Here is a 25,979-nt window from a genome sequence, read left to right as displayed (position 1 = left end):
TGCTCCAATTGTTTTTTTTTGTGGAGTGCAGCGACATAGGTCCAGCAGTTACAGCTTTTTCAGGGCCGCCCGGGCATAGGCAGCGACCACCACAAAGCAACCCATCGGTAGCAGATAGGCCACGGCAGTTGAGGAGTGATCGGCCACCAGTCCCATCACGTAAGGCAGCAGCGCGCCGCCGACAATGGCCATGATCATGAATGAACTGCCGCGCTTGGTATGGGCGCCGAGGTTTTTCACGCCCATGGCGAACAGGGTCGGAAACATGATCGACATAAAGAAAAATATGGCCACCAACGCCACTACCGAGATGCCTTCGAACCCCATCACAACCACAGCACTGAGCACCACGTTGATCAATGCGTAAATCAGCAACAGGCGCTGGGCATTGACCCGGCCCATCAGCCAGGTGCTGAAAAAGCGGCCAAACATGAAGCTGAGCATTGCCACTGACAGCAAGTACGCCGCTTGCTGGCTGCTCATCTGTGCCCAGTGTTCGGTGACGTAGTTGATGAAGAACGCGCCGACGCCAACCTGTGCGCCGACATAAAAGAACTGGGTGATGACCCCGGTGACAAACTCGCGGTGCTGCCACAGGGTTTTGGCGTTGTGTTGCTGGACTTGCGCTTCCTGTTCACGCAAGTCGGGCAGCGGGGTGCGGGCGATCAATACCGCAACCAGCAGCACCATTGCGGCAATCACTAGGTAGGTCATTTGCAGCGACTGGGTGGTGTCGACACTGTTGGCACCGCTGAAGAACAGCGCGCCGCCAATCAGCGGCCCGAAAAACTGCCCCAGGCCGTTGAACGATTGCGCCAGGTTCAGGCGTCGTTCTGCTCCGGCCGGTGAACCGAGCACCGTGGCATAGGGGTTGGCTGCGGTTTCCAGGCAGCCCAGGCCACAGGCAATCACAAACAGCGCGAACAAGAAGAACTGAAAGCTCTGTGCGGCGGCGGCCGGCATGAACAGCAACGCGCCGGTGGCGTAGAGGCACAGACCGAGCAGGATGCCCGCCTTGTAGCCGTATTTATCCATCAGCAAACCGGCGGGCAGGGCGATCAGAAAATACGCCCCGAAGTACGCGCTTTGCAGCAAGCCCGACTGCGCTTTGCTGACGTGCAGGGTTTCCTGAAAGTGCTTGTTCAGCACGTCCAGCAGGCCATAGGACAGGCCCCAGAGAAAGAACAGGCAGGTCACCAGAATCAGTGCCCAGCGGTAGGACGTAACGCCCCGGGAAACCGGTGCTGTTGCGACGTTCGAGTGCTTGAGTGACATGGCGCATCTCCTTTTTATTGTTTTTAGAGCGGTGTATCTGCCGGCATGAATCACCAAATCACCTGTAGGAGCGAGCTCTTCAAGATCAACAGCTCGCGAGCAAGCTCGCTCCTACAGGGTCAGGTGAAGCTGAGGATTCGGGTCATTGGTGCCCACCTCTCTGTCTATTGTTTTAGAGCGATGTATCTGCCGGCATGAATCACCGAATCACCTGTAGGAGCGAGCTTGTCTCGCGATCTTTTGATCTTGAAAGCTCGCGAGGCAAGCTCGCTCCTACAGGGGGTGTGTGCATCAGGTGAGGCTGAAGATTCGGGTCATGGGTGCCCACTTCTCTGTCGGTTGTGTCCATGGCGTACGTTGCTGAAAGCGCCACATCAGCGCTTCCCATTGCTGTACCCGGGCATCGCTGGCGCTGGCCTGTTCAAACGCCAGGGAATTGAAGTCAGGCGCGGTGTCCATGACCATGAACAGCCGTGTACCCAACCTCCAGATCTGCATGTCGAGCACCCCGTACTGGCGCAGGTGTGCGCTGATCTGTGGCCAGATCTGTTGATGCAAGCGTTCGTACTCGGCAATCAGCGCCGGGTCGTCGATCAGGTCCAGGGCCAGGCACTGGCGGTTCATGTCAGGGCCCGGTCGAGGTGGGTGTAGCCGCCATCCACCACCAGCCATTGGCCGGTGGTGTGGGAGGCGCGCGAGGACAGCAGAAACAGCACGCTGTCGGCGATTTCTTCGCTGGTGGTCATGCGCTGGCCGAAGGGGATTTTTTCGACGATGCTCGCCAGCTTGGCCTCGGAGTCGGCAAAGGTGTTGATCCAGCGCTCGTAGAGCGGGGTCATGACTTCGGCCGGGATCACGGCATTGACCCGGATGCCGTCAGCCAGTAAAGAGGTGGCCCATTCCCGGGTCAGTGACAGTTGCGCACCTTTGGCCGCGGTGTAGCCGCTGGTGCCGCCTTGCCCGGTGAGGGCGGTTTTGGAACTGATATTGACGATGGAACCGCGGGTAGCACGCAGCGCGTCCACGCACAGGTGGGTCATCAGGTAGTAGTGGATCAGGTTTTTTTCCAGCGATTCGACGAACGCCGAACGCCCGGCTTCAAGCCCCACGCTATCGTTGACCCCGGCGTTATTGACCAGCCCGTCGATGCGCCCGAAACGCTGTAACACGCTGGCCACGGCGGCGCGGCAGGCGTCTTCATCGCGCAGTTCGACCTGAATGAACAAACTTTGCGAGCCACGCTGATCCAGTTCCCGCGCCAGTTCATCGGACAGCGGACTGTGGCCGAAAATCACCGGGATCGCGCCTTCGTCAGCCAGACCCAAAGAGATGGCCGCGCCGATACCCGAGCCGCCGCCGGTGACGATAAAAACCTTGTCCTGCAGGTACAGATTCATTGTTTCACTCCTTTAATCCCATAGATGGCGCAGGCATTGCCCCCCCGAATCGCGGCTTGCTGCGACGTGCTCAAACGGTGCAATACGCTGTCGACCAGGCTGCAGGTGTCGGCGTATTTACTCGCCAGCAGGCACACCGGCCAGTCCGAGCCGAACATCAGGCGTTCGGGGCCGAACAGTTGCAGTGCGGTTTCCAGGTAGGGGGTCAGTTGCGCGCTTTGCCAGTCCTGCCAATGGGCTTCGGTGATCAGCCCCGACAGCTTGCAACTGACATGGGGCAGGGCGGCCAAGGGGGCGAGTTGCCGGGCCCAGGTTTTTAAATCGTTGGCCTGCACATCGGGTTTGCCCAAGTGATCGAGCACCATGGCGTGCTGGTCGTGCTGTTGGCACAAGGCTGTTGCAGCGGGTAAATCCGCAGCTTTGATCAGCACTTCATAGACCAGCCCCTGGCGTTGCAAGGTGTTCAACCCCCGGCTAAACGCCGGGTTTTGCATGAAGTCAGCCGGCGAGGGTTCGTCTTGCAACTGATGACGAAAGCCTCGCAGGGCAGGCGCTTGCGCCCAGCGTTCCAGCGACTGTTCAAGGTCGGCGGCGCACAGGTCGACCCAGCCCACCACGGCGTGAATCCACGGGTAGCGTTCAGCCAGTGCCAGCAACTGATCGGTCTCTGTTTCGCAGGCCCGGGCTTGCACGGCAATGCAGCCGTCGAACCCGGCTGCGTCCAGCAACGGGCGCAGGTCAGCGGGCTGGAAATCCCGGCGCAAACCGGTCATGTCGTGGCCCATCCAGGGATAGGCCGCAGCGTCATAGCGCCAGAAGTGCTGGTGCGCATCGAGGCGAAGTAAGGACGACATTATTATTGTTCTCCGTCCGCTGGTTTAGCCCCGATACCGGTACTGCTCGCGGGACGCGGCCTTCATCTGGATCGAGAACCCCGGTGCCTGTGGCGGCATATACGCCGCGTTGCGAATCACGCACGGGTCTTCAAAGTGCTCGTGCAAGTGATCGACAAATTCCACCACCCGGCCTTCATGGGTACCGGCCATACACAGGTAATCGATCATCGACAGGTGCTGTACGTATTCGCACAGGCCAACCCCGCCGGCGTGCGGGCACACCGGCAAGTTGTACTTGGCGGCCATCAGCATCACGGCCAGTACTTCGTTGACCCCGCCCAGGCGGCAGGCATCGATCTGCACCACATCAATCGCTTCACGCATGATCAGTTGCTTGAACACGATGCGGTTCTGGCACATCTCGCCGGTGGCCACTTTGACCGGGGCCACGCCCAGGCGGATTTTGCGGTGGCCTTCGACGTCGTCCGGGCTGGTGGGCTCTTCGATAAACCACGGGTTGGCGAACGACAGTTCACGCACCCAGTCGATCGCGGTATCGACTTCCCAGACCTGGTTGGCGTCGATCATCAACTGGCGGTCCGGGCCCAGCACTTCACGTGCAATGCGTACGCGGCGAATGTCGTCCTGCAGGTCGTGGCCGACTTTGAGTTTGACGTGGGAGAAACCGGCATCGACCGCTTCCTGGCACAGGCGGCGCAGCTTGTCGTCGGCATAGCCCAGCCACCCGGCCGAGGTGGTGTAGCAGGGGTAGCCGTTGGCTTGGAGCAGTGCCAGGCGCTCGGCTTTGCCGTGGGCGCGTTCGCGCAGCAAGGTCAGGGCTTGCGCGGGGGTGATGCAGTCGGTGATGTAACGGAAATCAATGCAGCGCACCAATTGCTCGGGGCTCATGTCCGCCACCAGGCGCCATACCGGCTTGCCCTCGGCTTTGGCCCACAGGTCCCAGGCGGCGTTGACCACCGCCCCGGTGGCCAGGTGAATCGCGCCCTTGTCGGGGCCGATCCAGCGCAGTTGGCTGTCGCTGGTGACGTGGCGCCAGAAACGCCCCATGTCTTCGGCGATCCACTCCAGCTTCAACCCCACCAGCAGGCTGGCCAGGGCCTTGATCGAAGCGCAGCAAATTTCGTTGCCGCGGCCGATGGTGAAGGTCAGGCCGTGGCCTTCCAGGCCCGGGGTATCGGTGTCGAGAATCACATAGGCCGCGGAGTAGTCCGGGTCCGGGTTCATCGCATCCGAACCGTCCAGCGATTGCGAAGTGGGGAAGCGGATGTCTTCAACGCGTACGGCAGTAATGGTGGTCATGGCGCAGCTCCCTGTCACTCGGCATTCACGGTGCGTTGGTTTTGTTCGCCCAGGCCGGCGATGCCCAGGCGGATCTGCTGACCGGCGCGCAGGTACACCGGCTCGGGCTTGATGCCCAGGCCGACGCCGGGCGGGGTGCCGGTGGAAATCACATCGCCGGGTTGCAGGCTCATGAACTGGCTGAGGTAGCTGATGATTTTCGGGATCTGGAAAATCATCGTCCGCGTGTTGCCGTTCTGGTAGCGCTTGCCATCGACTTCCAGCCACAGGTCGAGCTGATGCGGGTCGGCGATTTCATCCCGGGTGACCAGCCACGGGCCGAGCGGGCCGAAGGTGTCGCAGCCTTTGCCTTTGTCCCAGGTGCCGCCCAGTTCCAGCTGGAACTCGCGCTCGGACACGTCATTAATCACGCAGTAACCGGCTACATGCTCCAGGGCGTCGCTTTCGCTGATATAGCGCCCGCCTTTGCCGATGACCACGCCCAGCTCGACTTCCCAGTCGGTTTTACGGGAGTTGCGCGGGATTTCGATATCGTCGTCGGGGCCGACGATGGCGCTGGTCCACTTGCTGAACACCACCGGCTCGGCCGGGATGGCGGCGCCGGTTTCGGCGGCGTGGTCGGCGTAGTTGAGGCCAATGCAAATGAACTTGCCGACCTGGCCGACACAGGCGCCAATGCGTGGCGAGCCTTCTACCAGCGGCAGGGTGGATGGGTCGATCTCTTGCAGGCGGGCAATACTTTGCGGGCTGAGGGTAGCGCCTGCGATATCAGTGACCACTGCGGACAAGTCGCGCAATTGACCGTTGTTATCAAGCAGGGCGGGACGTTCCTGGCCTTTTTTACCGATGCGCAGCAGTTTCATAAAAATTCCTTGGTTGATGATGAACCCCTGTAGGAGCGAGCTTGCTCGCGAGCTGTTGATCTTGAAAAAAGCTCGCGAGCAAGCTCGCTCCTACAGGTGTGGAAGGGGCTAGTTGCTCCAGCCGCCATCAATGATTTGGGCGGTGCCGGTGGTGAAGCCGCTGGCACTCGACCCCAGATACAGCGCCAGCTGGGCGATTTCTTCGGCGCTGCCGATGCGGCCCATGGGCTGGCGTGCAGCGAAGGCGGCGTACACCTCGTCGACACTGCGGCCTTCGCGCAGAGCCTGTTCGCTGATGCGCTGACGCAGGGAAGGGGAGTCGACGGTGCCGGGGCAGATGGCGTTGCAGCGGATGTTCTGGCTCACAAAGTCAGCCGCCACCGAACGGGTCAGGCCAATCACTGCACCCTTGCTGGCGCAGTAGGCAAAGCGGTTGGGTACGCCTTTGACGCTGGACGCCACCGAGGCCATGTTGATGATCGAGCCGCCGCCACTGCTCAGCATGCCCGGCAAGAAGGCGCGGATCATGCGGTACATGGCGGTGACGTTGAGGTCCAGGGCGAAGTTCCAGTCTTTTTCGCTGCACTCCAGAATGTTGCCGCTGTGCACCACGCCGGCGCAGTTGAACAGCACATCCAGCGGGCCAAGTTTGCTGGCCAGGCGCTCGATTGCAGCGGCATCGGTAACGTCTAAAAGATGAGGCTGTGCCCCTTCGATGGCGTCGAGGGCAGCGGCATTGATGTCGGCGGCGAAGACTTCAGCGCCAGCGGCGAGGTACGCCTGGACACTGGCCAGGCCAATGCCCTGAGCGGCTGCCGTGATCAGCACGCGTTTGCCGGAAAGATCCATAGGTGCTCCGTGTCGCGATTCATTATTTTTATTTTGGCCCAATGGTCAGGCCATTGTAGGCGTAGCAAATGGCAAAACGACGCAAGTATCGGGATAAGGTTTGCTATGATCGCCTTACGTTATCCGTTCAATGGTCAGGCCATTGAGCCTTTTGTAGCATGCACCCCAAGCATCAACAAGCGTCTTTTTTCCACAAAAGTGCTCGTCGAACGCCGTCCAGACCAGAGCTTATTTCACAATGCCATTTCAAGTTATTGATAACCAAAGACTTTACCGGCAGATCGCCGATCAGCTACGGGCCTTGATCGACAGCGGTGAATTTCCGCCGGGCAGCCGTTTGCCGGCTGAGCGCGAGTTGGCCAAGTTGCTGGGCGTGAGCCGGGCATCTGTGCGCGAGGCGATGATTGCTCTGGAAGTGATTGGCTTGGTGGATGTGCGGGTCGGTAACGGGGTATTGGTCTGCGAGCCGCCGGTGCAAGCGGTATCGAATGAGCCGGTGATGGCCCAGGTCACGCGCAATCAATGGAAGGAACTGGACCCCGAGCTGGGGATCGAGGTGGATTTCAGTGCCGAGATCCCGCCCTTCGCCTTGCTCCAGGCGCGCCGTCTGATCGAACCCGAGGCCGCGGCACTGGCGGCGTTGAATGCCAGCGATGAAGAACTGGCAGGCATCCGCGAAGCGTTCGAGCGCAACGTGCAGGACAACCGCGAGGGTTCGCACACCCATCCCGGCGACCGCCTGTTCCATATCCGCATCGCCCAGGCCTCGGACAACCCGGCCTACGCGCTGATGATCCAGCACCTGCTGGGCCATCGTTACGGCAGCATGTTCCAGCGCCTGCAAAGTCATTACGGTTCTGGTGACATGCCCCATCGTTCGGAAGACGAACACCGGCGGGTGCTGCAGGCACTGGAGCAACATGATCCGGGCGCCGCGCGTCAGGCGATGGCCGAGCATCTGGATGAAGTGATCAGGATTTTCAGTCGCAGCGCTCAGTAAGTCGCGGCGCTCACTGCAGCCATGATTCGCTGATGCGCCGCTCCAGCTCTTCGAGATCAGCCATGCCCAACACCCGGGTGGTGTTCAGGCCGCGCAGGTAGCCCTTGAGCTGATTGGCGGCGCAACGCACCTCGTCGGGACGTGCGTTTGCGTCGTGCAGCGCTTCTTCATACAGGACCAGGTATTCGGCTACCCGGTCGCGATACTCCGGCAGAACGGCTTCACGGATCAGGTCGAAGGTTCTCAGTTTTTGATTAGTGTTCAAGTTTCCCCCTGTGGGAGTGTTGTTATTAGAAGCGGGCTCAATGTAGCTCACGTGAGCGTTTCTACACAGGGGGCATGGCTATTTGCTTATGCCACGTTGAGCACCGGCGCTTTTTGCTGACGGTACAGCGCCATCGTTGCGCAGAACCCGCAAAAGGCCGCGAACATCAGCCAGAACGCAGGGGATGCCTTGTCTCCGGTAGCCTGTACCAGAATGGTCGAGATGGCAGGTGTGAAGCCGCCGAACAGCGCCGTGGCCAGGCTGAAGGCCAGAGAGAACCCCACCACCCGTACGTTTTGCGGCATGACTTCGGTCAGGGCTGCCACCATTGCGCCGTTGTACAGACCAAAGAAGAACGAGAAGTACAGCAGCACGATGAGCAGCCGTTCAAAGCTCGCGGCTTCGGCCAGCCAATGCATGGCCGGATAGGCGGTGAGCATGCACAGCAGGGAAATGCCCAGCAGCAGGGGCCGACGGCCGATTTTGTCGGAGAGGGCGCCGCCAATGGGTAACCAGATGAAGTTGCTCAGGCCGACGAACAGAGTCACCACCAGACTGTCGGTGGTGCTCAGGTTGAGCACGGTCCTGCCGAAGGTCGGGGTGTAGACCGTGATCAGGTAGAAGGTGGTGGTGGTCATGGATGCCAGCAGGCCGCCCGCCAGCACGGTCCGCCAGTTTTCACGCATGGAGCGGAACACTTCGCTGGCGCTTGGGTGGTGGCGCCGGGCTTTGAAGGCCTCGGTTTCTTCCAGCGAGCGGCGAATGACAAAGATGAACGGGATAATCACGCAGCCGATGAAGAACGGAATGCGCCAACCCCAGGCGGCAATCTCGGACGTCTCCATAAATGCATTGATCGAGTATCCCAGTGCAGCGGCCAGAATGATCGCCACCTGCTGACTGGCTGATTGCCAGCTGGTGTAGAAACCGGTTCGCCCGGGCGTGGCGATTTCGGCCAGATACACCGAAACACCGCCCATTTCTGCACCCGCAGAAAACCCTTGCAGCAGCCGTCCCAGCAACACCAGAACCGGAGCGGCAATGCCGATGCTGGCATAGCCCGGCACCAGTGCAATCAGTACCGTGCCCGCGGCCATGATCGACAGCGTTACGATCAGCCCTTTACGGCGTCCCACCTTGTCGATGTAGGCACCCAGAATGATGGCGCCCAGCGGGCGCATCAAAAAGCCGGAACCAAAGACTGCAAAGGTCATCATCAGCGAGGCAAATTCGCTGGTCGCAGGAAAGAAGGTCCTGGAGATATAGGTGGCGTAAAAACCGAACAGGAAGAAGTCGAACTGTTCGAGGAAGTTACCGCTGGTGACCCGCAAAATGGCGCCTAGCTTGGACCCCTTTTTGCGGCTTGTTTCTATTGTTGTTTTCATCATGGCTACCGTCTTGCTGGATATTGTTATTGGAATGAGTGTTCGCGTGTCAGTCGCTTGCGGCGTTAATCGGGTTGGGCTGGCGCTTTTCGATGGCGTATTTGAGCAGGGCTGCGCTGCGGAAGATGCCGTGGGCAAATTTGCTGTACGGCATGGTCAGGAAGAACGCCATGACCAGGCCGAGGTGGATCGCCAGGGCCAGCCCCAGGGCGCTGGTGTCACGCAGGGCGAGTAACGCCAGCCCGCTGGCACTGATCAACAGCAGCAATGCGATAAAGCCGCGGTCCATGGGCTTTTGCTGTTCGTCGCCCTGATCCGGATGACGGCGCAGGTTCAGCCATAACAACCCGGCCGGGCCGACCAGCAGGCCAAGACCACCGACAATGCCCAGCATCACGGGCAGGCTGAACACCGGATACGGAGCCGACCAGTGCAGGACAAAGTGATAGAGGGTGGCGACGCCGGTAGCTGCGAAGCACAGCATGAAGCCGTAGAAGGTCAGGTGGTGGAAGCGCCGACGCCACAGGGTGAACGCGTCGTCGCTATTGTTACAGCCCTCACCGTGCCCTCCGTCCAGATACTTGAGCCGGGCAACGTTGGACGTCGCTTCCAGGGCCGCTGAGGTTTTAAGCCCCAGAGGGGCGCTGGCAGGTGAAATATCGCGCCAGAAGCGGCGTACTCCCAGGGTCAGGGCAAGCACTGCAAAGCCGAACACCGGCCCGAACATCAGTGCCAGTGTGTTGTGCGGGAAAATCCCGTAGAAATTGCCCCCGGCCATAGGGGTCAAGAGATTGCCCATCACCATCAGCATGAGGCACAGAAATAATGCCAGCCCCGCCGCAGTGGCCAGGGCCAGGGTCAGGCCGTTGCGCTGATACAAAGTGCCCAGGGCCTTGGGCCAGGCGTATTCGGCGTAGGTGTCGAGGCGTACCTTGGCCATGGCCTTGGGCACATTGATTGCAAATTCGTGGGGGGCTGCGTATTGGCAGGCATGCAGGCACGCACCACAGTTGTGGCAAAGATTGGCCAGGTAGTGGATATCGGCCTGGGCAAACTCAAGACGCCGGGTCATGGCCGGAAACACCGCGCAGAAGCCCTCGCAGTAACGGCAGGAGTTGCAGATCGCCAGCTGGCGCTGGACTTCGGTTTCATCAAGGTTCAATACCGGGATCAATTCGCCGGAGGCCTTGGGATCAAACAGTTGCATGTCGAGATTCCGAAATCGTGGAGGAAGGGCCATAGCCCACGGAGGCGGCGGCCTGTACGCCGGCAATACGCCCGAACGCGGTACCGATGGCCATGCCGATACCCGCGGTGTAGCCCTTGCCCAGTACGTTGCCGGCCATCATTTCGCCGGCAACGAACAGGTTGGGGCTGGGCTTGCCATTGAAATGCACGGCAGCGGTTTCGTCGGTGGCAAGGCCCAGATAGGTGAAGGTAACGCCCGGTTTGAGCGGATAGGCATAGAACGGTGGTTGCACCAGCGGCCGTGCCCAATGGGTTTTGGCCGGGGTCAGCCCCCGGGTGTGGCAATCGTCCAGCGCGGTGTGGTCGAAGGTGCCGACGTGACAGGCCTTGTTGTAGTCCTCCACGGTTTTCACGAACGCCGCCTGGGGCAGCTGCAGCTGGCGGGCCAGATCCTCCAGGGTGTTGGCCCGGGTACCGGGGAACACCGGCGGCATGAAGCGGCCGATGGCTTGCTGGTCGATGATCGAGTACGCCTGCTGACCCGGTTGGCCCGCCACCAGCCGTCCCCAGATGGCATAGCGCTTGGGCCAGAAATCTTCGCCCTCATCGTAGAACCGCTCGCCGTCACGGTTGACGACCACACCCAGTGATACGCAATCGATGCGCGTGCAAATACCGCCGTCATACAGAGGCGCGCGGGCATCAATGGCGACCATGTGCGCCTGGGTCGGATCGCCGATCCCGTCAGCACCGTGATCCAGCATGCGGCGCAGCAAGATACCGGTGTTGAACCGTGTGCCACGGATCAGGAAGTTGTCCGAAGGCCATTCGCCCCGTTCATTCTGCCCCCAGGCTTCGCGCAGCCATTCACGGTTGGACTCAAAGCCGCCTGCCGCCAGTACGCAGGCCCGGGCTTCAATGCGTTGCGCGGCCACGGCCTGGCCATCGACCTCATGTGCGCCAATGTGGGCGGCGATGAATTTGCCGTCCTTGAGCTCAATGTCGGTCACTTGTGTGTTGTAGCGGATCTCGACGCCCAGGCGTTCGGCACTGCGGAAATAAGCATTGACCAGGGCTTTACCGCCGCCCATGAAAAAGGCGTTGGTCCGCGCCACATGCAGCGCGCCTGATAGCGGCGGTTGAAAATGCACGCCGTGGGAGCGCATCCAGTCGCGGCAGGTCGAAGACGCGCGAATGGCGATGCGGGCCAGTTTCTCATCGGTGATACCGCCGGTGACCTTCAGCAGGTCTTGCCAGTATTCCTCTTCGGGATAGGCATCGATCAGCACGTCCTGAGGGGCATCGTGCATGCAGCGCAGGTTACGCGTGTGTTGAGAATTGCCGCCTCGCCATACCTTGGGCGAGGCTTCAAGCAGCATGACGCTGGCGCCGGCTTCCCGAGCCATCAGTGCGGCACACAGGGCTGCATTGCCGCCACCTATGATGAGTACATCGATCATTATTTCTCCTCGGTTCGCAAGGCAGCCGGAACAATTGCGCCTTGCAAAGGAGGGAGAAGGTAGGTGAGCGCCCAAAGCGCCGAAAGACAGGATTCGACGCGGGGTGTTTAGTTCTACTAAAGGGTTGGCCGGTTCGGGTTGCTAGTCGTCGGCGGTTTCAATCAGGGTTGCACCGGGCCACTGGTGATCCAGCACCAGTTTTTTTGCCACCTCCACCATCACCAGCCGCGTGGCCAGCGCCGCCGGGGACAGTTCGTCATCGGCCAGGGTCGCCAGAAGATTACGCCGGCCCACATGGGGGTCAGTGATTTGCACCAGTGAAAGCCCTGACTCGCCTTTAAGCGCCGCAGCCGCGCCGGGTTGAATCGTGGCGGCATGCCCGGCCCGCACGGCGTTCATCAAGATTGCCAGACCGTCGACTTCCATCACGATATTGGGGGTGATCCCCGAACGCTCGAATGCCGTCATCAAGGTTGAACGCAGCCCGTGTTGCGAACTCGGCATCACCAGCGGCAAGCCGCCCAGGTCGGCTATCTGCACGCCATCACCGCGAGGAGCATTGGGCAGTTCGGGTGAGGCGATGACAAACAGTTTTTCATCGAGCAGGGGGGTGATGCTCCAGCGCTTCCCGCCTTCGAGCTGAAACAGGATGGCCAGGTCAATCTGTCGTGCATTGAGCTGCGTGGCCAAATGGCCCGACAGCATCTCCACCAGATGCAACTGAATGTCCGGATAGCGCTCACGCATCGCATTGATCAAGGGCAACGCGAGCACGGTAGCCGTGGTGGGGGCCAGGCCGACGCTGACGTACCCGCTCATACGGCCGCGATGGGCAGCCATCACGGCGTTTTCGGCCTGACGCAGGGTCAGTTGGGCGTGATGTAAAAAGGCGACACCGGCGCTGGTGGGGGTGACGCCGGTGGAGGTGCGATTCAGCAGGCGGGTCGACAGCTCGTTTTCGAGCTTGGAGATTTGCTGGCTCAGGGCCGAAACCCCGACGTCCAGTTCAAGGGCGGCACGTCCAAGACTGCCCAGTTCAACAATCTTTACGAAATAGCGCAGTTGCCTCAACTCCAAACGATACCGCTCCCTCAAATGCTGATTCAGACGCCGGGAAATGCCTGGCGAGTCGAGCCGCTATTGTGCCCATCCCGGGTTCAACGCAGAAAGCGACTTTTACGCCAGGCCGCCGGTTATTGGAAGCTGTAAGGCGTGAGCGCGGTCGGATCAATGTTCTGATCGACTTTGACCAGCGCCTCTTTGAGCGGGCACAACAGGCCGACGCTGGTTTTGCGGCAGTCTTTGGCGCTTGCGAAATCACCCTTGAGCGGTGTTTCGGTGCCGTCTAGCCGGGTCAGGTTGCGGATCTGATCCATCGACTGGGCTTCAAAGGCGATGCGCAAAAAGTAGTCGCCGGTTTTGACTTCCTTGTAACGCTCGAACTGCAATGTGCCTACCGGCGGGATGTTGTTTTCCAGATAGTCACCCAGCTTCCAGCCGAAGCCGAGCATGGTGCGCAGGTACGAGATGTTGGTGTCGTGGGCCACCAGCAGCATCAGCGGTACATCGGGCGGGGTGCCCTGTGGATCCTTACTGGCGAAGGTGGTGCCTTGCTTGAGCTCCAGGGAAATCTGGTTCATCAGCTCGGACGCGCCACGGCTGGCGATGTAGGGGATGTCATTGAGGAAGTCGTATTTGGCTTTGGTCAGTACCATCAGGCTCGACACCTCGGCCGGGGTGCGGGCATTGCCGAAGGCGACCTTGTCCAGTGGCAGGCCCTGGCTGTACTCCAGGCGGAACACTTCACCCATGTTGGCACCGGCGCTCAGGCCCTTGATCGAGAAGCGGCCCTTGGCGTTTTCTTCGAGTACCCAGGGCTGTTTGCCGTACGGGCAATCGGCGGCAGGCAGGCAGGCGACTTCCCGGAGTTTTTCTTCAAAGGGTTTGTAGCGCTCTTGTGCGGCTTCAACACTGCCGCCCAGAGCCTTGAGGATTTGGGCCTTGGCTTTTGCCGGGTCAAGGGCGGCAAATGGCATTTCATTGGCCTGGAACAGGGCGTCCTGTTCGCCTGCAACATAGGTCGGCTGGAACCCGCAACCGGGGAACATGCCGTCGAGCAAGGCCTGGGCCGTGGCTTTGGTGCGTTGCAGGGGGCTGGCATGGACCAGTAGTTGGCGGGCGTCCGGGCAGCCTTTTGGGATCAGCCCGGCAGTGCGCAGGACCTGGCCGCGATAACGGCCCATTTCGACGGCGCCGGCGTAGCCGTGGCCGGTCAGATTGCCCAGCGGCACCAGCCACGTTGGCCATTGACGCTGGGTCACGCGGGTGAGCAGTTTTTCATTGGACTCGGTCGGCGGTCGTACCCCGTGGCGGCTGACCTGTACCACTTTATCCAGTACGTAGCCGTCACTGGACGCGGTTTGGGCAAAGGCTGGCGGGCTGAGCATGCCGGCCAGTAGCAGGCTGGCGTAGAGCGAGGTCTTCATGGGGGTTCCTTTTGGTCTTGCTGGACACAATGGGCGCAGAGTCTAGTCGGCAAACAGGCTGAGCACTGTAAATGCCCTGTAGAAGCTCGCGAGCAAGCTCGCTCCTACAGGGGTGTGTACAGCGTTATGGATAGCGCGCCGTGGTCATCGCGGTGCGGTCAATGGCTTTGCTCAGCGTGCTGGCAAAACTCTCCAGCGGGCACAGGGTGCCAACCGCGGTTTTTTTGCAGCCGGGCTGTTCGAAGTCCACCTGCAGCGGCACGTTGTTGCCGGTCAGCGGAGTCAGGTTGCGGATCTGATCCGGTGACTGGGTCAGGAAGGTGGTGCGGATGAAGCGTTCACCACTGTTTGCGTCGCGATAGCGTTCAAAGGCCAGGGTGCCGGTTGGCGGGATGTTGCCGGGCTGGTACTCGCCCAGGGCCCAGTGAAAACCGAGCAGGGTGCGCAAGTGCGAGAGGTTGGTGTCGTGCGCAACCATTACCAGCAACGGGGCTTTGGGCGGATTGCCCAGCGGGTCGGATTTTTCCAGCGCGGTGCCTTGTTCCAGTGCCAGCAGCAGTTGGTTCATCAGCTGCGAGCCACCGCGTCTGGCAATGTGCGGGGTGTCGTTGACGAAGTCGTACTTGGCGCGGTGCAGGCGGGTCAGGGCCATCACTTGTCTGGCATCGGCCGCGTGGCCGAAGGCGACTTCGGACAACGGCTTGCCTTCGCTGTATTGCAGGCGAAAGGTTTCGCCCAGGGATGACGCCTTGTCCAGGCCCTTGATCTTCAGGCGTCCCTCATCATTCTGTTTCAGCACCCATTCGGCCTCGTAGAACGGGCAGGGCTTGCCTTCGACACAGGCTGCGGCCTTGAGCAGGTCCAGGTCCGGTTGCAGCCGGGCCTTCGCCGCTTGCAGGTCGCCGCCCACGGCCTTGAGGATTTCGCCTTTGGCGATCACCGGGTCGATGCGGGCAAAGTCCATCTTGTCGGTCTGGAACAGCGGGTCGAGTTTTTCCGCGCTGGCCAGGGCCTTTTGCCCGCAGCCAGGGAACATGCCGTCGAGCAACGCGGCGGCCGTGGCGCGAGTGCGTTGTTTGGGGCTGGACAGGGTGTACACCGTGGTGTTGTCCGGGCAACCCGCCGGGAGCAACCCGGCCTGACGATAATGCCCGGCTTGCCAGGCGCCCATCAGGCTGGCTGCCAGATAACCATGGCCGGTAAGTTCACCGTCACGCACCAGCCAGGTGGGCCATTGGCGCTGGGTGGCGTCCACCAGTTTTTGTGTGTCGGTCTGCGGGCGCACGCCGTGGCGGCTGACCTGTACGGCTTTTTCCAGTACGTAGTGGCCGTTGTCCTGGGCGTGGGCAATCAGGGGGGCGCTGATGCTTAGTGCGGCAGTCAGCAACGGGCCCGTGACACGAAAAAGGGCCGAAAGAGAAACGTTCATTCACAGTCTCCTGAGGGGTCTTGAAGGGAAGGGCGCGATCAGAATTTGTATTTAAAGCCCACGCGATAGCGGGCCTGACGCTCGTCGGTGTCTTTGTCGACGTACACGTCGGCCACTTCAAAGTACGGAATGAACCGGTGGGTCACTTTGTAGTCGATGACGAACTTGTTGCTGTAGTTACGTTTCTTGCCGTCAAACGCTATCTGGTTGCTGTAAATCTCTTTGCGCGCGATGCCGATGGACATCCGGTCGGTTCGGTACTTGCCGCCCAGTGACCAGACGTTGTCTCTTTTGGTGTCCTTGCCGTCATCTTTAAAAGTGGTGACTTTGTAGTAGTAACCGGGGATCACGGAAAAACTTTTGTTCAACTCGTAGGGGAATTTGAACGCCGGTTTATAGGACTTTTTATCCTTGCCCTGGGAGTAGGTGAACTTGGGTTTGAACTTCAAGCGCTTGGTGAGTTTGTGTGAGTACTTGACCTTGCCTTTCAGGGCGTCCTTGGTCATGTGTTCAAACGGCTGGCCCGGCTGGCCGTTTTCCTTGACCGCGGGGCTGGCGACCATCTGGAAGGAGAACGCCAGGCCATTGTCCAGGGCCTGGGTGATCATCACCTTGTCAGTGTGGTCACGATCCTTTTCGTTGTACTGATGCTGGTAGTCCAGATCCAGCGCGTGGGACGCAGTGGGCATCAGCATGAGCGCGCCTTCCAGCGCGGTGAAGCACAGGGCGGCGATCAGGCCGTTGTAGCGACCGGGTTTGCACACGTGTGCAACCTGTGGTGAAAAAAAACCGGTGTTCAGGGCTTCATTCAATGGGTAGGTCATCTTGTTTGCTCATTTATTGTTGTTGTTAGTTCCAAGACACGGCGGTATTGCTCTTGGGAAACACACAACTCCTTGCTGGCCAGTCGCCAACTATGCGGGATGAATATTGCAGGTATATGTCACTGTTTATTTCAAAGCCAACCGTTGGTTTATATCTTTGTCGGCTCAGGGAACGCTGCTGTTTTACCCATTGGCGGTGGCGTGCGCTTCTGGATGTACAGGGCAAACAGGGCGGTCATGAGTACCGAAATCAGTGAAGCGCTGACCCAGAAGATCGACAGGGTCTGGAATTGATACAACTTGCTGCCATTGCTCAATACCGTGGTGCCGTGCTCGATCAGCACGCCGGTGAGAATTTCACCTGCTGCTGCGCCGCCATAGCTGGCGATACCGATCATGCCCAGCGCGGCGCCCGAAGCGCTTTTGGAGGCAATGTCCGTGGCCATCAGCCCGCCGAGGAAACACAGCAGCGCGCCCATCGAAAGGCCGAAGAACATCATGGCTGTGGCATCCAGCCAATAGTGGCCGGCCGGAACGAACAGGAACGCGGCCAGCGACGCGGTGTTCATCAAGCCGAAAATCATCGCCAGGGCGTTGCGCTTGCCATTGAAGAAACGGTCCGAAATCAACCCGCTCAGGCCGGTACCGATAATCCCGAAAACTCCGGTAATGGAGATCAGTGTCGAGGCGCTCAGGGTGTTGTAGGCCTTAGCGTTTTCAAGGAAGAACACGCCCCAGGAAATCACCGCATAGCGCCCGATGTACATCAGGCAGGAGGCCAGTGCGAGCAGCCACAGGGCCGGGTTTTTCAGCAGTTCCAGCTGTTTGCCGAGGATGCTTGGCCCGGCCTTGTCATGGGGCTCGGGGGCTTGCACGGGAGCAAAGCCGCAACTTTGTGGCGAGTCGGCCATAAAGAAGTAAATCAGGGCCAGCCCCACCAGGCCCATAAGGGTGGCGAGCCAGTAACCGAACTGCCAGCCCCAGGTCACCACCACGGCGGCCACGGCCACGTAGGTCAAGGCTTCGCCCAGGCTGTGGGCAATCGACCAGAAGCCATAGAACGTGCCGCGTTCCTTGTCGGTGTACCAGCGCGACAGCGAGACCACGCACGGCCCGACGCCCATGGACTGGGCCCAGCCGTTGAGGCCCCAGATCAGGGTCAGGATGATCGTGTTGGTGGTCATGCCCATGCAGGCGTTGACGATGGCGCTGAGCAGCAGGCCCAGCATCATGAAGCGCCGGACATTGGAGTGGTCGGCCAGAAAGCCGTTGACCAGTTTGCCGACCGCATAGGCGAAGAACAGCGCCGAGCCGATGATGCCCAGTTGGGTGGGGGTCAGGATGTTGTTCGATACCAGCGCCGGCTTGACCACGTTGAACGAGAGGCGACATACGTAGAACAAGGCGTAGCTCAGTGACATGGACAGAAAGGTTTGCCAGCGCAATACCTTGAACCGTTGTATGTCATGGCTGGGGGCACCCTCGCGGGCAGGTGCTGCCTTGAAGGCATTGAGTAGAGATGTCATGGCGCAAGATTTCCTGTTTTTGTTTTTCTTGGGGCCTGCTTTCAAAACTTGTGTGGGCGCCGGCCTGCCAGCGGCCACAGCATTTACCCGTTCAAGGACGGCCCGATCATGCGGGCCAGAGCCGGGTAAAGCTGAGGGGCAGCCACCAGCAGCGGGTTGCCTTCAGTCAGGCCCTGGTCCTTTAAAAAATCACTGCACTGGCCACCGGCTTCGCTGACCAGCACCAGGCCCGCCAGGCAGTCCCAGCTGTTGATATGGGTTTCGTAGTAGCCGAGCAGGCGTCCGGCGGCGACGTAGGCGATCATTAACGCACCCGAACCATTACGAATGAACATTCCGCCCTCATCCAGCAGCTGTTTGAGGAACGGCACAAAGTGCTCCTTGCCTCGCCGATGGGAGGTGCCGACCCCGGTCACGCCCAGGGTCAGATCGGCAGCCGGGTTGACCGTGATCGGCGTCTGGTTGACGTAGGCGCCCAGGCCTTTGCAGGCATGAAACAGTTCATCGTGGTTGGCATCGGCCACAGCGCCCAGGTACGGCACGCCATCCACCAGCAAGCCAATGGACACGCACCAGGTGTGCAAGCCGTTGACGAAACAGCTGGTGCCGTCAATCGGGTCGACCACCCAGATGCAGCGCGCCTGCAAGTCACTGGCCCCGGTTTCTTCACCGAGAAAGCCATCTTCGGGGAACTGTTCGGCCAGTTGCCCCTTGATGAAATCTTCCAGTTCACGGTCGGCCATGCTGACGACGTCCTGGCCAACACCGTCTTTGTGAAGGACTTCCAGGGTTTCGCGCTGGCGATAGTATTCAAGCCCCAGCTGCGCGGCCTGAACCGCGATGCGCTGGGCTTGCATGTAGCGATGCTCGAGGGCTAACGGCTGGTGTTGGGCGAGGTCCAGGTGAGCAGTGAGGTTGGCCGACATGCTTTATTCCCTTGGATTGCACACGTGTGCAATCTACTGTTTAAAAAAAGTGAATGGACCTTTTTGCCTTCACGCGGGCAGGGGGCGATTCACTGTTATGGCTCATACAACACGAAATAAAAATTCAATTCAACAGAAAAATACACAAATTATTCTATCGTGCTGCCGCGACTGACCAAGGACACCGCAATAGAGCCGTGCACGCTTCGTTGCTGAAAATTTTTGCGACGGGCGACAATGGCAGCTACCGCGCTTGCTGCCAGTGCATTGCTGTTCTGGCGCAGGGTGGTGAGGTTGTAGGCCAGGTGTGCCGCCTGGGGAATATCGTCGAAACCTATGACTTGTACATCGTTGGGAACGGACAACTGCAACTTGAAGCGCAGCCCGTCCAGCGCGCCCATGGCCAGCATGTCGGTTGCACAAAACAGTGCATCGGGCCATTCAGTGGCGCTGAACAATTGTTGGACTGCGCTGAGCCCGCCGTCATAGCCGGGTGCGGCATCCAGCACCGCCACTGGGCTGAGGCCGACTTCGGCGAGCCGGTCGCGAAAGCCTTCCCAGCGTTCCCGGCTACTGAAGTTGTGTGTGCCCTGACCGATAAAAGCCAGGCGCTTCGCGCCGCCGGCGAGCAGGGTGTCGGCTGCCAGGCGACCGCCGCCGCGGTTGTCGCTGCCGATGACTTCGGCGCCCTCCAGTTCGTGTCCGCGGTTGATCATGGCCACCGGGATCTGGTGTTTCAGGTAATGCTGGACCACCGACAGCGGCGGCGATGCCGAAGTCAGAATCACCCCGGCAATCTGATAGCTGAGCAGTTCATGCAGTGACTGTTCGAGTTGCAGCGGGTCATCGGCGTTCATCAACAGCGGCATCAGCCCTTGTCTGTTCAGCGCCACGGTGATCGGGCTCAACAGGCTGGCCCGGAACGGGCTTTCAAAGCCTGCGGTGACCACGCCGACGAAATTGCTGTAACCCTTGTTCATGGTGCGGGCGATCAGATTGACCTGATAACCCAGTGCCTGGGCGGCAGCCATGACCTTGTCGCGGGTATGCGGCGACACGCTGGCGCCCGGAGTGAACGTGCGTGAAACCGCCGAGCGCGAGACCCCGGCATGGCGAGCAACATCGTGGGCGGTGATCAAGTGAGTGTCGTCTTTAGGCATGCCGGGCACTGCGAGGAAAAAATAGAATCGTCACCCTAATGGCTTGTGTTGCGGTTGCACAGAGCCAAATGAACAAGTCGTAGCAGCGGACGAGTGGAACGAGGCCGCGTTCGAGGACGAAGTCCTCGTAATCCAGACTGCTGCTGTACTGCAGAAGTAATCGGGTGGCAGGAGTTGCGGCTGCTGCGCAACCGGACGCGGCCTCGTTGCACTCGAGCGCTGCTACAAGATCGCAGTGGTTGTTACGCGTACTGCTTGAAATCCCGAACGGGTGGTGCGTATTTTGTACAGGTTGCCGTTCGCGGCCCGTAAAACAACAAGGAAAGTGTCATGACGACCGATGACCAGCGTTCTCTCGCACAGCGATTGACCGGCATTGACGAAATTGAATGTGTAACCCCCGATTTGAACGGCGTGCCGCGCGGCAAGGTGATGACTGGCGCGGGGTTCCTCGAAGGCCGGCGCCTGCAAATGGCCCGGGGCGTGCTGCTGCAATGCATCATGGGCGGTTACCCCGAATCGCGCTTTTACGGCAGCGATGACGGTGACCTGGCGCTGGTGCCGGACCCGGCACACATCTACCCCTTGCCCTGGAGCCAGCAGCCTCGTGCGCTGGCCATTTGCGATGCCGATGAGTTCAGCGGTGAAAGTTCGCGCCTGTCGACCCGGGGCCAGTTGAAGGCGGTGATCGCCCGTTACGCCGCTCGTGGCCTGGCACCGGTGGTGGCCACCGAGCTCGAGTTTTTTGTGTTTGCTCCCAACCCGGATCCGACCCAGCCGTTCCGTCCGCCTGTGGGCCTGGACGGTCGTCGCGAGGACGGCTTTTCGGCGTTCAGCATCAGCTCCAATAACGGTCTGCGTCCGTTCTTCAGTGAAGTTTATGAATGCATGGCAGCCCTGGGCCTGCCACGTGACACCTTCATGCACGAGATGGGCGTCAGCCAGTTCGAGATCAACCTGCTGCATGGTGATCCGCTGCTGCTGGCCGACCAGACCTTTTTGTTCAAGCACCTGCTTAAAGAAGTCGCGCTCAAGCACGGGCTGACCGTGGTGTGCATGGCCAAGCCTCTTGCACACACTGCCGGCAGCTCGATGCACATTCACCAAAGCGTGGTGGAGGCGCACAGCGGCCGCAACGTGTTCAGCGATCAGGCGGGGGAGCCGACAGCCACCTTCCGTCACTTTATCGGCGGGCAACAGGCGGGCATGGCTGACTTTACGGCGCTGTTTGCACCGAACGTCAATTCCTACCAGCGCCTGTGCCACCCGTATGCATCGCCGAACAATGCCTGCTGGTCCCACGACAATCGGGCGGCAGGGTTGCGGATTCCGGCCAGTTCACCCGTCGCACGACGGGTCGAAAACCGCTTGCCGGGGGCTGACGCCAACCCGTACCTGGCGATTGCCGCGAGCCTTGCGGCAGGCCTGTACGGGATTGAAAACGAGCTGGAACCGACGGCTGCGATCCAGGGTGAATTCGACGTGCCGGATTCTTTGTCCCTGCCATGTACCTTGCATGCGGCCCTTGAGCGTCTCAAACGCAGTCACTTGGCGATGGAACTGTTCGGTAAGGAGTTCATCGAAGGTTACATCGCGTCCAAGACCCTGGAATTGACCAGCTTCTATGATGAAATCACCCCCTGGGAACGTCGTGTATTGGCGGCTCAGGCTTAATCGTTAAACGCTTCACTGCCCGCTGGCATGAGCGTTTGACACTGTGGACGCCGGCTATCGAAGGATCGCCGGCGGCCCGTACAAGGAGTCGCACGGAACGCCATGCATCAAATCTGGAAGTCTTTTCGAGCCTTGTATTTTGCCTCGCTGATGATGTTGATCGGCTCCGGGCTATTGAGTACTTACCTGGCCCTGCGCCTGGCTGCCGACGATGTCGATGGTTTGTGGATCGGCGCGTTGATGGCCGCCAACTATTTTGGCCTGGTGCTGGGCGGCAAGATCGGCCACCGGCTGATTGCCCGGGTTGGACATATCCGGGCGTATGCCACGTGCGCCGGTATCGTCGGGGCGGCGGTGCTGTGCCACGGTCTGACGGACTGGCTGCCGATGTGGCTGCTGCTGCGGGTGATCGTCGGCCTGGGCATGATGTGCCAGTACATGGTCATCGAAAGCTGGCTCAACGAGCAGGCAGAGGACAAGCAGCGTGGCGTGGTGTTCAGCCTGTACATGATCGCCTCCTACCTGGGCCTGGTGCTCGGCCAGTTGATACTGGTGATTCATCCGGCCCTGGGCCCTGAATTGCTGATGCTGGTAGCCTTGTGTTTTGCCTTGTGCCTGGTGCCTGTGGCCATGACCCGGCGCATTCACCCGGCGCCGTTGCACCCGGCACCGATGGACCCGAAATTTTTTATCAAGCGGGTTCCGCAGTCATTGATTGCGGTGCTTGGCGCCGGTTCGCTGGTCGGTTCCTTCTATGGCCTGGCGCCGTTGTATGCCTCGCAGCAAGGGCTGTCCACCGAACTGGTCGGCTTGTACATGGGCTGCTGCATTTTCGCCGGTCTGCTGGTGCAGTGGCCGTTGGGCTGGTTGTCGGACCGTTATGACCGGCCGTTACTGATCCGTATCTTTGCTTTCATCCTGGCGGTGGTTTCATTGCCCCTGGCAATCCTGCCCTCCGTGCCGCTGCAAGTATTGTTCGCAGCAGGTTGCTTGAGTGCTTTGGTGCAGTTCTGTATCTATCCGCTGGCGGTGGCGTTTGCCAACGACCACATTGAAGGTGAGCGCCGCGTTTCGCTGACCGCCATGTTGCTGGTGACCTATGGCATTGGCGCGAGTATCGGCCCTCTGGTGACTGGCGTGCTGATGAAGCTGTTTGGCAGCCATATGCTCTACGCGTTTTTCAGCGTGGCGGGGTTATTGCTGGTTTGGCGTATACGGCCGAATGCGGTCACCAACCTGCACCAGGTTGACGATGCACCTCTGCATCACGTGGCCATGCCTGACAGCATGTCCAGCTCTCCGCTGGTGGCAGCGCTTGACCCGCGGGTGGATGAACAGGTGGTGCAGGACCAGATGGTGGATAACATCGCACCGGAGCCTGAAGCTGAGCATTCAGAGCCTGAAATCAAGCCAGAGCCCTGACCTGCAGGCGCGAGCCTGACTGCAGGAGCAAGCTTGACTGTAGGAGCGAGCTTGCTCGCGAGCTCTTCAACGAGAGAGCAAAAAGCTCGCGAGCAAGCTCGCTCCTACAGGTTTTTAATAGTCGTCTTTATCAAACTGGCGCGCTTCACGCTGCAATTGATACACAAAGCGTTCGACCTGGCGCTGCACACCACCGCTGATGTTGTGAAAGCGCATGCCGGCAAAGGTGATATTGAGGTGTTCCTCAAAGTGCAGGTAGCGCAACTCCACGGGCGTGGTCATGGAACCGAAGGGCAGGCCTGCAGTGAAGCGCTCATACACCTGGCCCAGTTGAATGCATTCGCCGATGTCACCTTCAAAGCGCAACTTGCAACCAGTGGCCGACACGTCCAGCAACTTGCCCTGGAGCGGTGCCTTGAGCTTTTCGCCGGCCACTTGCACATTGACCAGATTGACCAGTTTGAGCGCCGCGCGAAAGGCGTTGCGCCGCTGGTGGTACAGCACTTCGCCCGGCAGGGCCGTGCGGTAGCAACGGTGGCCATGGGTGTCGTCGATGGTCAGACGGGTGCTGCATTCCCAGGCAATTCTTACGCCCTCATGGAAGCCTTCAACCCGAAACGGTACGCCCTCCTGAAGAAAACGTTCGCCGTCGCGGGGGATCATTTCGTCCAGGGCCATGCAATTGCCTGCGCGATCCACTTCGACCACATAGCTCTGAAAGCGCTGGCTGCGGTCTTGGAAGGTAATGATCAGCGGGTCATGGCTCTCTTGCAGCAGGCGCAGGCTGGAGGCCACTTCCAGAGGTGTGGTGAGCACCTTGGGTAGCTGCGGAGCATCTTGGGAATCGAACACGGTTCAGCAGTCTCCGGACAAAAGAACAGCAACACGCAATTGGTAGCATTTTGCCATTATGTGGCGACTCTAGATAGCGTGACCGTGCCGGCTCAGGCCTGGCTGTAAGCGCGGGGCTTGTTGAGCATTGAGGTTGAGCCGCGCGCGTCATACAGCGAAGGTGCTTCGCCGCCATGCAGGATGCGCAATTGATTGGCGGTGATCGCCTGTTGAGTCTGGATTGATTGGCCATTCACCAGGTTGGCGGCCTGACACTGCGCCAGCAATTGGTTCAGAACATCGCTTTGCGCCAGTAATTGCTCGCCTACGCTGGAATGGCTGGCAAGACTTTCAAGGCCGCTGCGGTTGGTGGGCAAGCCCAGGCTTGCCAGTATCTCGCTGCGTCGGCGGCCATGTTGCTCAAGCAGGATGATCAACGACTGTTTGCGCGCCAGAATTTTTTCCAGCACCGGCATGTCGCGTCCTTTAAGGGCGATGGACTCGTCCTGCAACAGGCCGAGTAGCTGCGTGGCCGGTGCCAGGTCATCGTTGATCAGTTGCAGCAAATTTTCGTCGTGCATGTCGGGCTCAAGGGTTTTAAGCGTCCAAAAGCCTGGCACTGGCCGTGGGCCTAGCGCTCAGCTTCTATATTCAGCAGTTTGCCGGCGACACGATTGCTGTCGACTTTATAACTGCCATCGGCAATGGCTTGCTTCAGTTCGGCGACCCGGTTTTTATCCACCACCGGTTGGTCACGCAACGAGTCACCGATTTTCTGCAACTGTTGAGCTTCTTGGCTGAGGTGCACAGATTCACCGCTTGGGGCGCTGACACTGGTTTGTTCCGGGCTGGCTGCAGGGGCCGCTTGCGTGGCGCTGCCTGCTTGCTGGTTGGCATTGCTGCGGGTGCTGCCGGTTAGGGGCGGGGCACTGTTGAGTCGACTGAAGTCGATGACCATGACGAAAACCTCTGGATATTTGGACGCTTGCCATGTTTTCGGCCATACCCGGGAAAACTTTAGGCGCGATTAATCACGGCTTGATGCTTGTCTGTACTGACCTGCGTCAAGGCACAGTGTAGGAAAGTCACCCAACTGATGCCAATTTTCCTACAGTGCAACCTCAACCTGCCCCGGCGCGGTAACCCGGGCCCGGATAACGCGTTTGGAGTTGAGGTTCTTCACTCGGATCTGCTCGCTGAGGCCACCGTCTGACAGGGCTTCGCCGGGCATCTTGACACTTAATGTGCCGCTACGGGCGCTGATGACTACGTGATCGCCTTTGCGTACGGCAGCAGCCTGTTCCAGATGGGTCAGGGTCAGCACCTGGTCAGCGACCATGGGCCGCAGCAGCTTTTGACCCACTGCCAGCTCGGTCGCGGTCAGGTAACCCTGATTGATCAGGCTGATATCGCGCTCGCGCAGGGCGACATCGGCGTAGTCGATAACCATGCCGCGCTGCAGGGGATGGGTCACGGTGACGACATCGCGGAACAGTTTGACCTGGGCCGGAACAAAGATGGTCCAGGGCGAGAGCCCCTCGCAACGCACGCGCACAATCACGCGCCCCATGGGCTGGGCAGGGCTCTCGAGGCTGGCTGTCAATTCCTTGTCGCAATTGGCCAGGCGCAGGCGGGGATCAAGATTGTTGACCTGAATTTGATAGCGGCCTTCAATCTGACCAGTGGCAAGGTAGTCTTCGACGGTGAATTCAAGAAAGCCCTGGGTCACGCCGATAAGCTGATCAGGAGATGTGAATTCCTCCGCGTAGGACGGCATGCCGATAATCGTCAGGCACAAGGCCGCAAGCAGTCTGAAATAGCTGTGTGACACGTGGCAGGATTTTGTCGTTTTTGCGTTCATGG

General features: G+C 59.9%; 25 protein-coding genes. 3 read left to right on the top strand and 22 right to left on the bottom strand.

Annotated elements, in window-relative coordinates:
• Positions 1 to 48 precede the first annotated feature (48 nt).
• From ACP7BO_RS05980 to ACP7BO_RS05950, 7 genes are all read right to left on the bottom strand, one after another.
• Positions 49 to 1,275 (bottom strand): sugar MFS transporter, encoded by a 1,227-nt coding sequence (locus ACP7BO_RS05980; RefSeq protein ID WP_426209112.1) that lies wholly within the window; start codon positions 1,273 to 1,275, stop codon positions 49 to 51.
• Positions 1,276 to 1,566: 291 nt separating this feature from the next.
• Positions 1,567 to 1,899: an L-rhamnose mutarotase gene (locus tag ACP7BO_RS05975; protein ID WP_397454510.1), complete on the bottom strand. Its 333-nt coding sequence runs from the start codon at positions 1,897 to 1,899 to the stop codon at positions 1,567 to 1,569.
• On the bottom strand, positions 1,896 to 2,672 hold the full coding sequence (locus ACP7BO_RS05970) for an SDR family oxidoreductase (protein WP_426209110.1): 777 nt from the start codon (positions 2,670 to 2,672) through the stop codon (positions 1,896 to 1,898). The genes ACP7BO_RS05975 and ACP7BO_RS05970 overlap by 4 nt, the downstream gene beginning before the upstream one ends.
• Complete coding sequence (locus tag ACP7BO_RS05965; RefSeq protein WP_426209108.1) at positions 2,669 to 3,526, bottom strand: amidohydrolase family protein; 858 nt, start codon at positions 3,524 to 3,526, stop codon at positions 2,669 to 2,671. The genes ACP7BO_RS05970 and ACP7BO_RS05965 overlap by 4 nt, the downstream gene beginning before the upstream one ends.
• Before the next feature lie 24 nt (positions 3,527 to 3,550).
• Complete coding sequence (locus ACP7BO_RS05960; protein ID WP_426209106.1) at positions 3,551 to 4,828, bottom strand: L-fuconate dehydratase; 1,278 nt, start codon at positions 4,826 to 4,828, stop codon at positions 3,551 to 3,553.
• 14 nt (positions 4,829 to 4,842) lie between these two features.
• On the bottom strand, positions 4,843 to 5,691 hold the full coding sequence (locus ACP7BO_RS05955) for a fumarylacetoacetate hydrolase family protein (protein WP_397454506.1): 849 nt from the start codon (positions 5,689 to 5,691) through the stop codon (positions 4,843 to 4,845).
• Positions 5,692 to 5,799: 108 nt separating this feature from the next.
• Positions 5,800 to 6,540: an SDR family oxidoreductase gene (locus ACP7BO_RS05950; RefSeq protein WP_426209104.1), complete on the bottom strand. Its 741-nt coding sequence runs from the start codon at positions 6,538 to 6,540 to the stop codon at positions 5,800 to 5,802.
• Positions 6,541 to 6,778: 238 nt separating this feature from the next.
• Here ACP7BO_RS05950 and ACP7BO_RS05945 point away from each other — a divergent pair, with 238 nt between their 5' ends.
• The gene (locus ACP7BO_RS05945; protein WP_397454504.1) at positions 6,779 to 7,540 is read left to right on the top strand and encodes a FadR/GntR family transcriptional regulator; all 762 of its coding nucleotides are present in this window, start codon (positions 6,779 to 6,781) and stop codon (positions 7,538 to 7,540) included.
• A 10-nt stretch (positions 7,541 to 7,550) separates the two neighbouring features.
• On the opposite strand, the gene ACP7BO_RS05940 is transcribed toward ACP7BO_RS05945, so the two are convergent.
• The 11 genes from ACP7BO_RS05940 to ACP7BO_RS05890 form a co-directional block, all read right to left on the bottom strand.
• Positions 7,551 to 7,805 carry a hypothetical protein gene (locus ACP7BO_RS05940; protein WP_397454503.1) on the bottom strand — a complete coding sequence of 85 codons (255 nt, stop codon included), beginning with the start codon at positions 7,803 to 7,805 and terminating at the stop codon, positions 7,551 to 7,553.
• A gap of 86 nt (positions 7,806 to 7,891) precedes the next feature.
• On the bottom strand, positions 7,892 to 9,193 hold the full coding sequence (locus tag ACP7BO_RS05935) for an MFS transporter (RefSeq protein ID WP_060694424.1): 1,302 nt from the start codon (positions 9,191 to 9,193) through the stop codon (positions 7,892 to 7,894).
• Positions 9,194 to 9,239: 46 nt separating this feature from the next.
• Positions 9,240 to 10,397: a tricarballylate utilization 4Fe-4S protein TcuB gene (gene tcuB / locus ACP7BO_RS05930; RefSeq protein WP_060694421.1), complete on the bottom strand. Its 1,158-nt coding sequence runs from the start codon at positions 10,395 to 10,397 to the stop codon at positions 9,240 to 9,242.
• Positions 10,384 to 11,838: an FAD-dependent tricarballylate dehydrogenase TcuA gene (tcuA, locus tag ACP7BO_RS05925; RefSeq protein WP_397454501.1), complete on the bottom strand. Its 1,455-nt coding sequence runs from the start codon at positions 11,836 to 11,838 to the stop codon at positions 10,384 to 10,386. The genes tcuB and tcuA overlap by 14 nt, the downstream gene beginning before the upstream one ends.
• Positions 11,839 to 11,979: 141 nt before the next feature.
• Positions 11,980 to 12,915, bottom strand: a complete 936-nt coding sequence (locus ACP7BO_RS05920; RefSeq protein ID WP_426209100.1) for a LysR family transcriptional regulator — start codon at positions 12,913 to 12,915, stop codon at positions 11,980 to 11,982.
• A 116-nt stretch (positions 12,916 to 13,031) separates the two neighbouring features.
• Positions 13,032 to 14,324: a histidine-type phosphatase gene (locus tag ACP7BO_RS05915; protein ID WP_426209098.1), complete on the bottom strand. Its 1,293-nt coding sequence runs from the start codon at positions 14,322 to 14,324 to the stop codon at positions 13,032 to 13,034.
• A 124-nt stretch (positions 14,325 to 14,448) separates the two neighbouring features.
• Complete coding sequence (locus ACP7BO_RS05910) at positions 14,449 to 15,753, bottom strand: histidine-type phosphatase (protein WP_426209096.1); 1,305 nt, start codon at positions 15,751 to 15,753, stop codon at positions 14,449 to 14,451.
• 38 nt (positions 15,754 to 15,791) lie between these two features.
• On the bottom strand, positions 15,792 to 16,577 hold the full coding sequence (locus ACP7BO_RS05905; RefSeq protein WP_397454497.1) for an oligogalacturonate-specific porin KdgM family protein: 786 nt from the start codon (positions 16,575 to 16,577) through the stop codon (positions 15,792 to 15,794).
• Between the two features lie 149 nt (positions 16,578 to 16,726).
• Positions 16,727 to 18,103 carry an MFS transporter gene (locus ACP7BO_RS05900; RefSeq protein WP_397454496.1) on the bottom strand — a complete coding sequence of 459 codons (1,377 nt, stop codon included), beginning with the start codon at positions 18,101 to 18,103 and terminating at the stop codon, positions 16,727 to 16,729.
• Between the two features lie 83 nt (positions 18,104 to 18,186).
• Positions 18,187 to 19,029 (bottom strand): inositol monophosphatase family protein, encoded by an 843-nt coding sequence (locus tag ACP7BO_RS05895; protein ID WP_426209094.1) that lies wholly within the window; start codon positions 19,027 to 19,029, stop codon positions 18,187 to 18,189.
• 149 nt (positions 19,030 to 19,178) lie between these two features.
• A complete protein-coding gene (locus ACP7BO_RS05890) occupies positions 19,179 to 20,189 on the bottom strand; it encodes a substrate-binding domain-containing protein (protein WP_426209092.1) in 1,011 nt (336 codons plus the stop codon).
• Positions 20,190 to 20,621: 432 nt separating this feature from the next.
• Between ACP7BO_RS05890 and ACP7BO_RS05885 the strand changes: the two genes are divergently transcribed.
• Both ACP7BO_RS05885 and ACP7BO_RS05880 read left to right on the top strand, forming a co-directional pair.
• Positions 20,622 to 21,863, top strand: coding sequence for a glutamine synthetase family protein (locus ACP7BO_RS05885; protein WP_397457294.1), 1,242 nt, complete (start codon positions 20,622 to 20,624; stop codon positions 21,861 to 21,863).
• A gap of 102 nt (positions 21,864 to 21,965) precedes the next feature.
• On the top strand, positions 21,966 to 23,285 hold the full coding sequence (locus tag ACP7BO_RS05880) for an MFS transporter (protein WP_060694399.1): 1,320 nt from the start codon (positions 21,966 to 21,968) through the stop codon (positions 23,283 to 23,285).
• A gap of 114 nt (positions 23,286 to 23,399) precedes the next feature.
• Here the strand turns inward: ACP7BO_RS05880 and ACP7BO_RS05875 are convergent, their stop codons facing one another.
• From ACP7BO_RS05875 to flgA, 4 genes are all read right to left on the bottom strand, one after another.
• On the bottom strand, positions 23,400 to 24,137 hold the full coding sequence (locus ACP7BO_RS05875; protein WP_426209090.1) for a flagellar brake protein: 738 nt from the start codon (positions 24,135 to 24,137) through the stop codon (positions 23,400 to 23,402).
• A 92-nt stretch (positions 24,138 to 24,229) separates the two neighbouring features.
• Positions 24,230 to 24,697 (bottom strand): flagella synthesis protein FlgN, encoded by a 468-nt coding sequence (locus tag ACP7BO_RS05870; RefSeq protein ID WP_060694395.1) that lies wholly within the window; start codon positions 24,695 to 24,697, stop codon positions 24,230 to 24,232.
• A 50-nt stretch (positions 24,698 to 24,747) separates the two neighbouring features.
• On the bottom strand, positions 24,748 to 25,074 hold the full coding sequence (flgM, locus tag ACP7BO_RS05865) for a flagellar biosynthesis anti-sigma factor FlgM (RefSeq protein WP_397454491.1): 327 nt from the start codon (positions 25,072 to 25,074) through the stop codon (positions 24,748 to 24,750).
• 150 nt (positions 25,075 to 25,224) lie between these two features.
• Positions 25,225 to 25,977, bottom strand: coding sequence for a flagellar basal body P-ring formation chaperone FlgA (gene flgA / locus ACP7BO_RS05860; protein WP_397454490.1), 753 nt, complete (start codon positions 25,975 to 25,977; stop codon positions 25,225 to 25,227).
• Positions 25,978 to 25,979 lie beyond the last annotated feature (2 nt).

Source organism: Pseudomonas sp. TWR2-1-1 (genome assembly GCF_049897045.1).
GTDB classification, from domain to species: Bacteria; Pseudomonadota; Gammaproteobacteria; order Pseudomonadales; family Pseudomonadaceae; genus Aquipseudomonas; species Aquipseudomonas versuta.
The sequence above is the reverse complement of the archived record's forward strand: the minus strand, read 5'-3'. Positions and strand labels throughout refer to the sequence as shown.

What these genes read in the sequence shown, in the direction of transcription:
- ACP7BO_RS05980 (WP_426209112.1), bottom strand. Translation starts at nt 1,275, where the DNA reads ATGTCACTCAAGCACTCGAACGTCGCAACAGCACCGGTTTCCCGGGGC.
- ACP7BO_RS05975 (WP_397454510.1), bottom strand. Translation starts at nt 1,899, where the DNA reads ATGAACCGCCAGTGCCTGGCCCTGGACCTGATCGACGACCCGGCGCTG.
- ACP7BO_RS05970 (WP_426209110.1), bottom strand. Translation starts at nt 2,672, where the DNA reads ATGAATCTGTACCTGCAGGACAAGGTTTTTATCGTCACCGGCGGCGGC.
- ACP7BO_RS05965 (WP_426209108.1), bottom strand. Translation starts at nt 3,526, where the DNA reads ATGTCGTCCTTACTTCGCCTCGATGCGCACCAGCACTTCTGGCGCTAT.
- ACP7BO_RS05960 (WP_426209106.1), bottom strand. Translation starts at nt 4,828, where the DNA reads ATGACCACCATTACTGCCGTACGCGTTGAAGACATCCGCTTCCCCACT.
- ACP7BO_RS05955 (WP_397454506.1), bottom strand. Translation starts at nt 5,691, where the DNA reads ATGAAACTGCTGCGCATCGGTAAAAAAGGCCAGGAACGTCCCGCCCTG.
- ACP7BO_RS05950 (WP_426209104.1), bottom strand. Translation starts at nt 6,540, where the DNA reads ATGGATCTTTCCGGCAAACGCGTGCTGATCACGGCAGCCGCTCAGGGC.
- ACP7BO_RS05945 (WP_397454504.1), top strand. Translation starts at nt 6,779, where the DNA reads ATGCCATTTCAAGTTATTGATAACCAAAGACTTTACCGGCAGATCGCC.
- ACP7BO_RS05935 (WP_060694424.1), bottom strand. Translation starts at nt 9,193, where the DNA reads ATGATGAAAACAACAATAGAAACAAGCCGCAAAAAGGGGTCCAAGCTA.
- tcuB (WP_060694421.1), bottom strand. Translation starts at nt 10,397, where the DNA reads ATGCAACTGTTTGATCCCAAGGCCTCCGGCGAATTGATCCCGGTATTG.
- tcuA (WP_397454501.1), bottom strand. Translation starts at nt 11,838, where the DNA reads ATGATCGATGTACTCATCATAGGTGGCGGCAATGCAGCCCTGTGTGCC.
- ACP7BO_RS05915 (WP_426209098.1), bottom strand. Translation starts at nt 14,324, where the DNA reads ATGAAGACCTCGCTCTACGCCAGCCTGCTACTGGCCGGCATGCTCAGC.
- ACP7BO_RS05910 (WP_426209096.1), bottom strand. Translation starts at nt 15,753, where the DNA reads ATGAACGTTTCTCTTTCGGCCCTTTTTCGTGTCACGGGCCCGTTGCTG.
- ACP7BO_RS05905 (WP_397454497.1), bottom strand. Translation starts at nt 16,577, where the DNA reads ATGACCTACCCATTGAATGAAGCCCTGAACACCGGTTTTTTTTCACCA.
- ACP7BO_RS05900 (WP_397454496.1), bottom strand. Translation starts at nt 18,103, where the DNA reads ATGACATCTCTACTCAATGCCTTCAAGGCAGCACCTGCCCGCGAGGGT.
- ACP7BO_RS05895 (WP_426209094.1), bottom strand. Translation starts at nt 19,029, where the DNA reads ATGTCGGCCAACCTCACTGCTCACCTGGACCTCGCCCAACACCAGCCG.
- ACP7BO_RS05890 (WP_426209092.1), bottom strand. Translation starts at nt 20,189, where the DNA reads ATGCCTAAAGACGACACTCACTTGATCACCGCCCACGATGTTGCTCGC.
- ACP7BO_RS05885 (WP_397457294.1), top strand. Translation starts at nt 20,622, where the DNA reads ATGACTGGCGCGGGGTTCCTCGAAGGCCGGCGCCTGCAAATGGCCCGG.
- ACP7BO_RS05880 (WP_060694399.1), top strand. Translation starts at nt 21,966, where the DNA reads ATGCATCAAATCTGGAAGTCTTTTCGAGCCTTGTATTTTGCCTCGCTG.
- ACP7BO_RS05870 (WP_060694395.1), bottom strand. Translation starts at nt 24,697, where the DNA reads ATGCACGACGAAAATTTGCTGCAACTGATCAACGATGACCTGGCACCG.
- flgM (WP_397454491.1), bottom strand. Translation starts at nt 25,074, where the DNA reads ATGGTCATCGACTTCAGTCGACTCAACAGTGCCCCGCCCCTAACCGGC.
- flgA (WP_397454490.1), bottom strand. Translation starts at nt 25,977, where the DNA reads ATGAACGCAAAAACGACAAAATCCTGCCACGTGTCACACAGCTATTTC.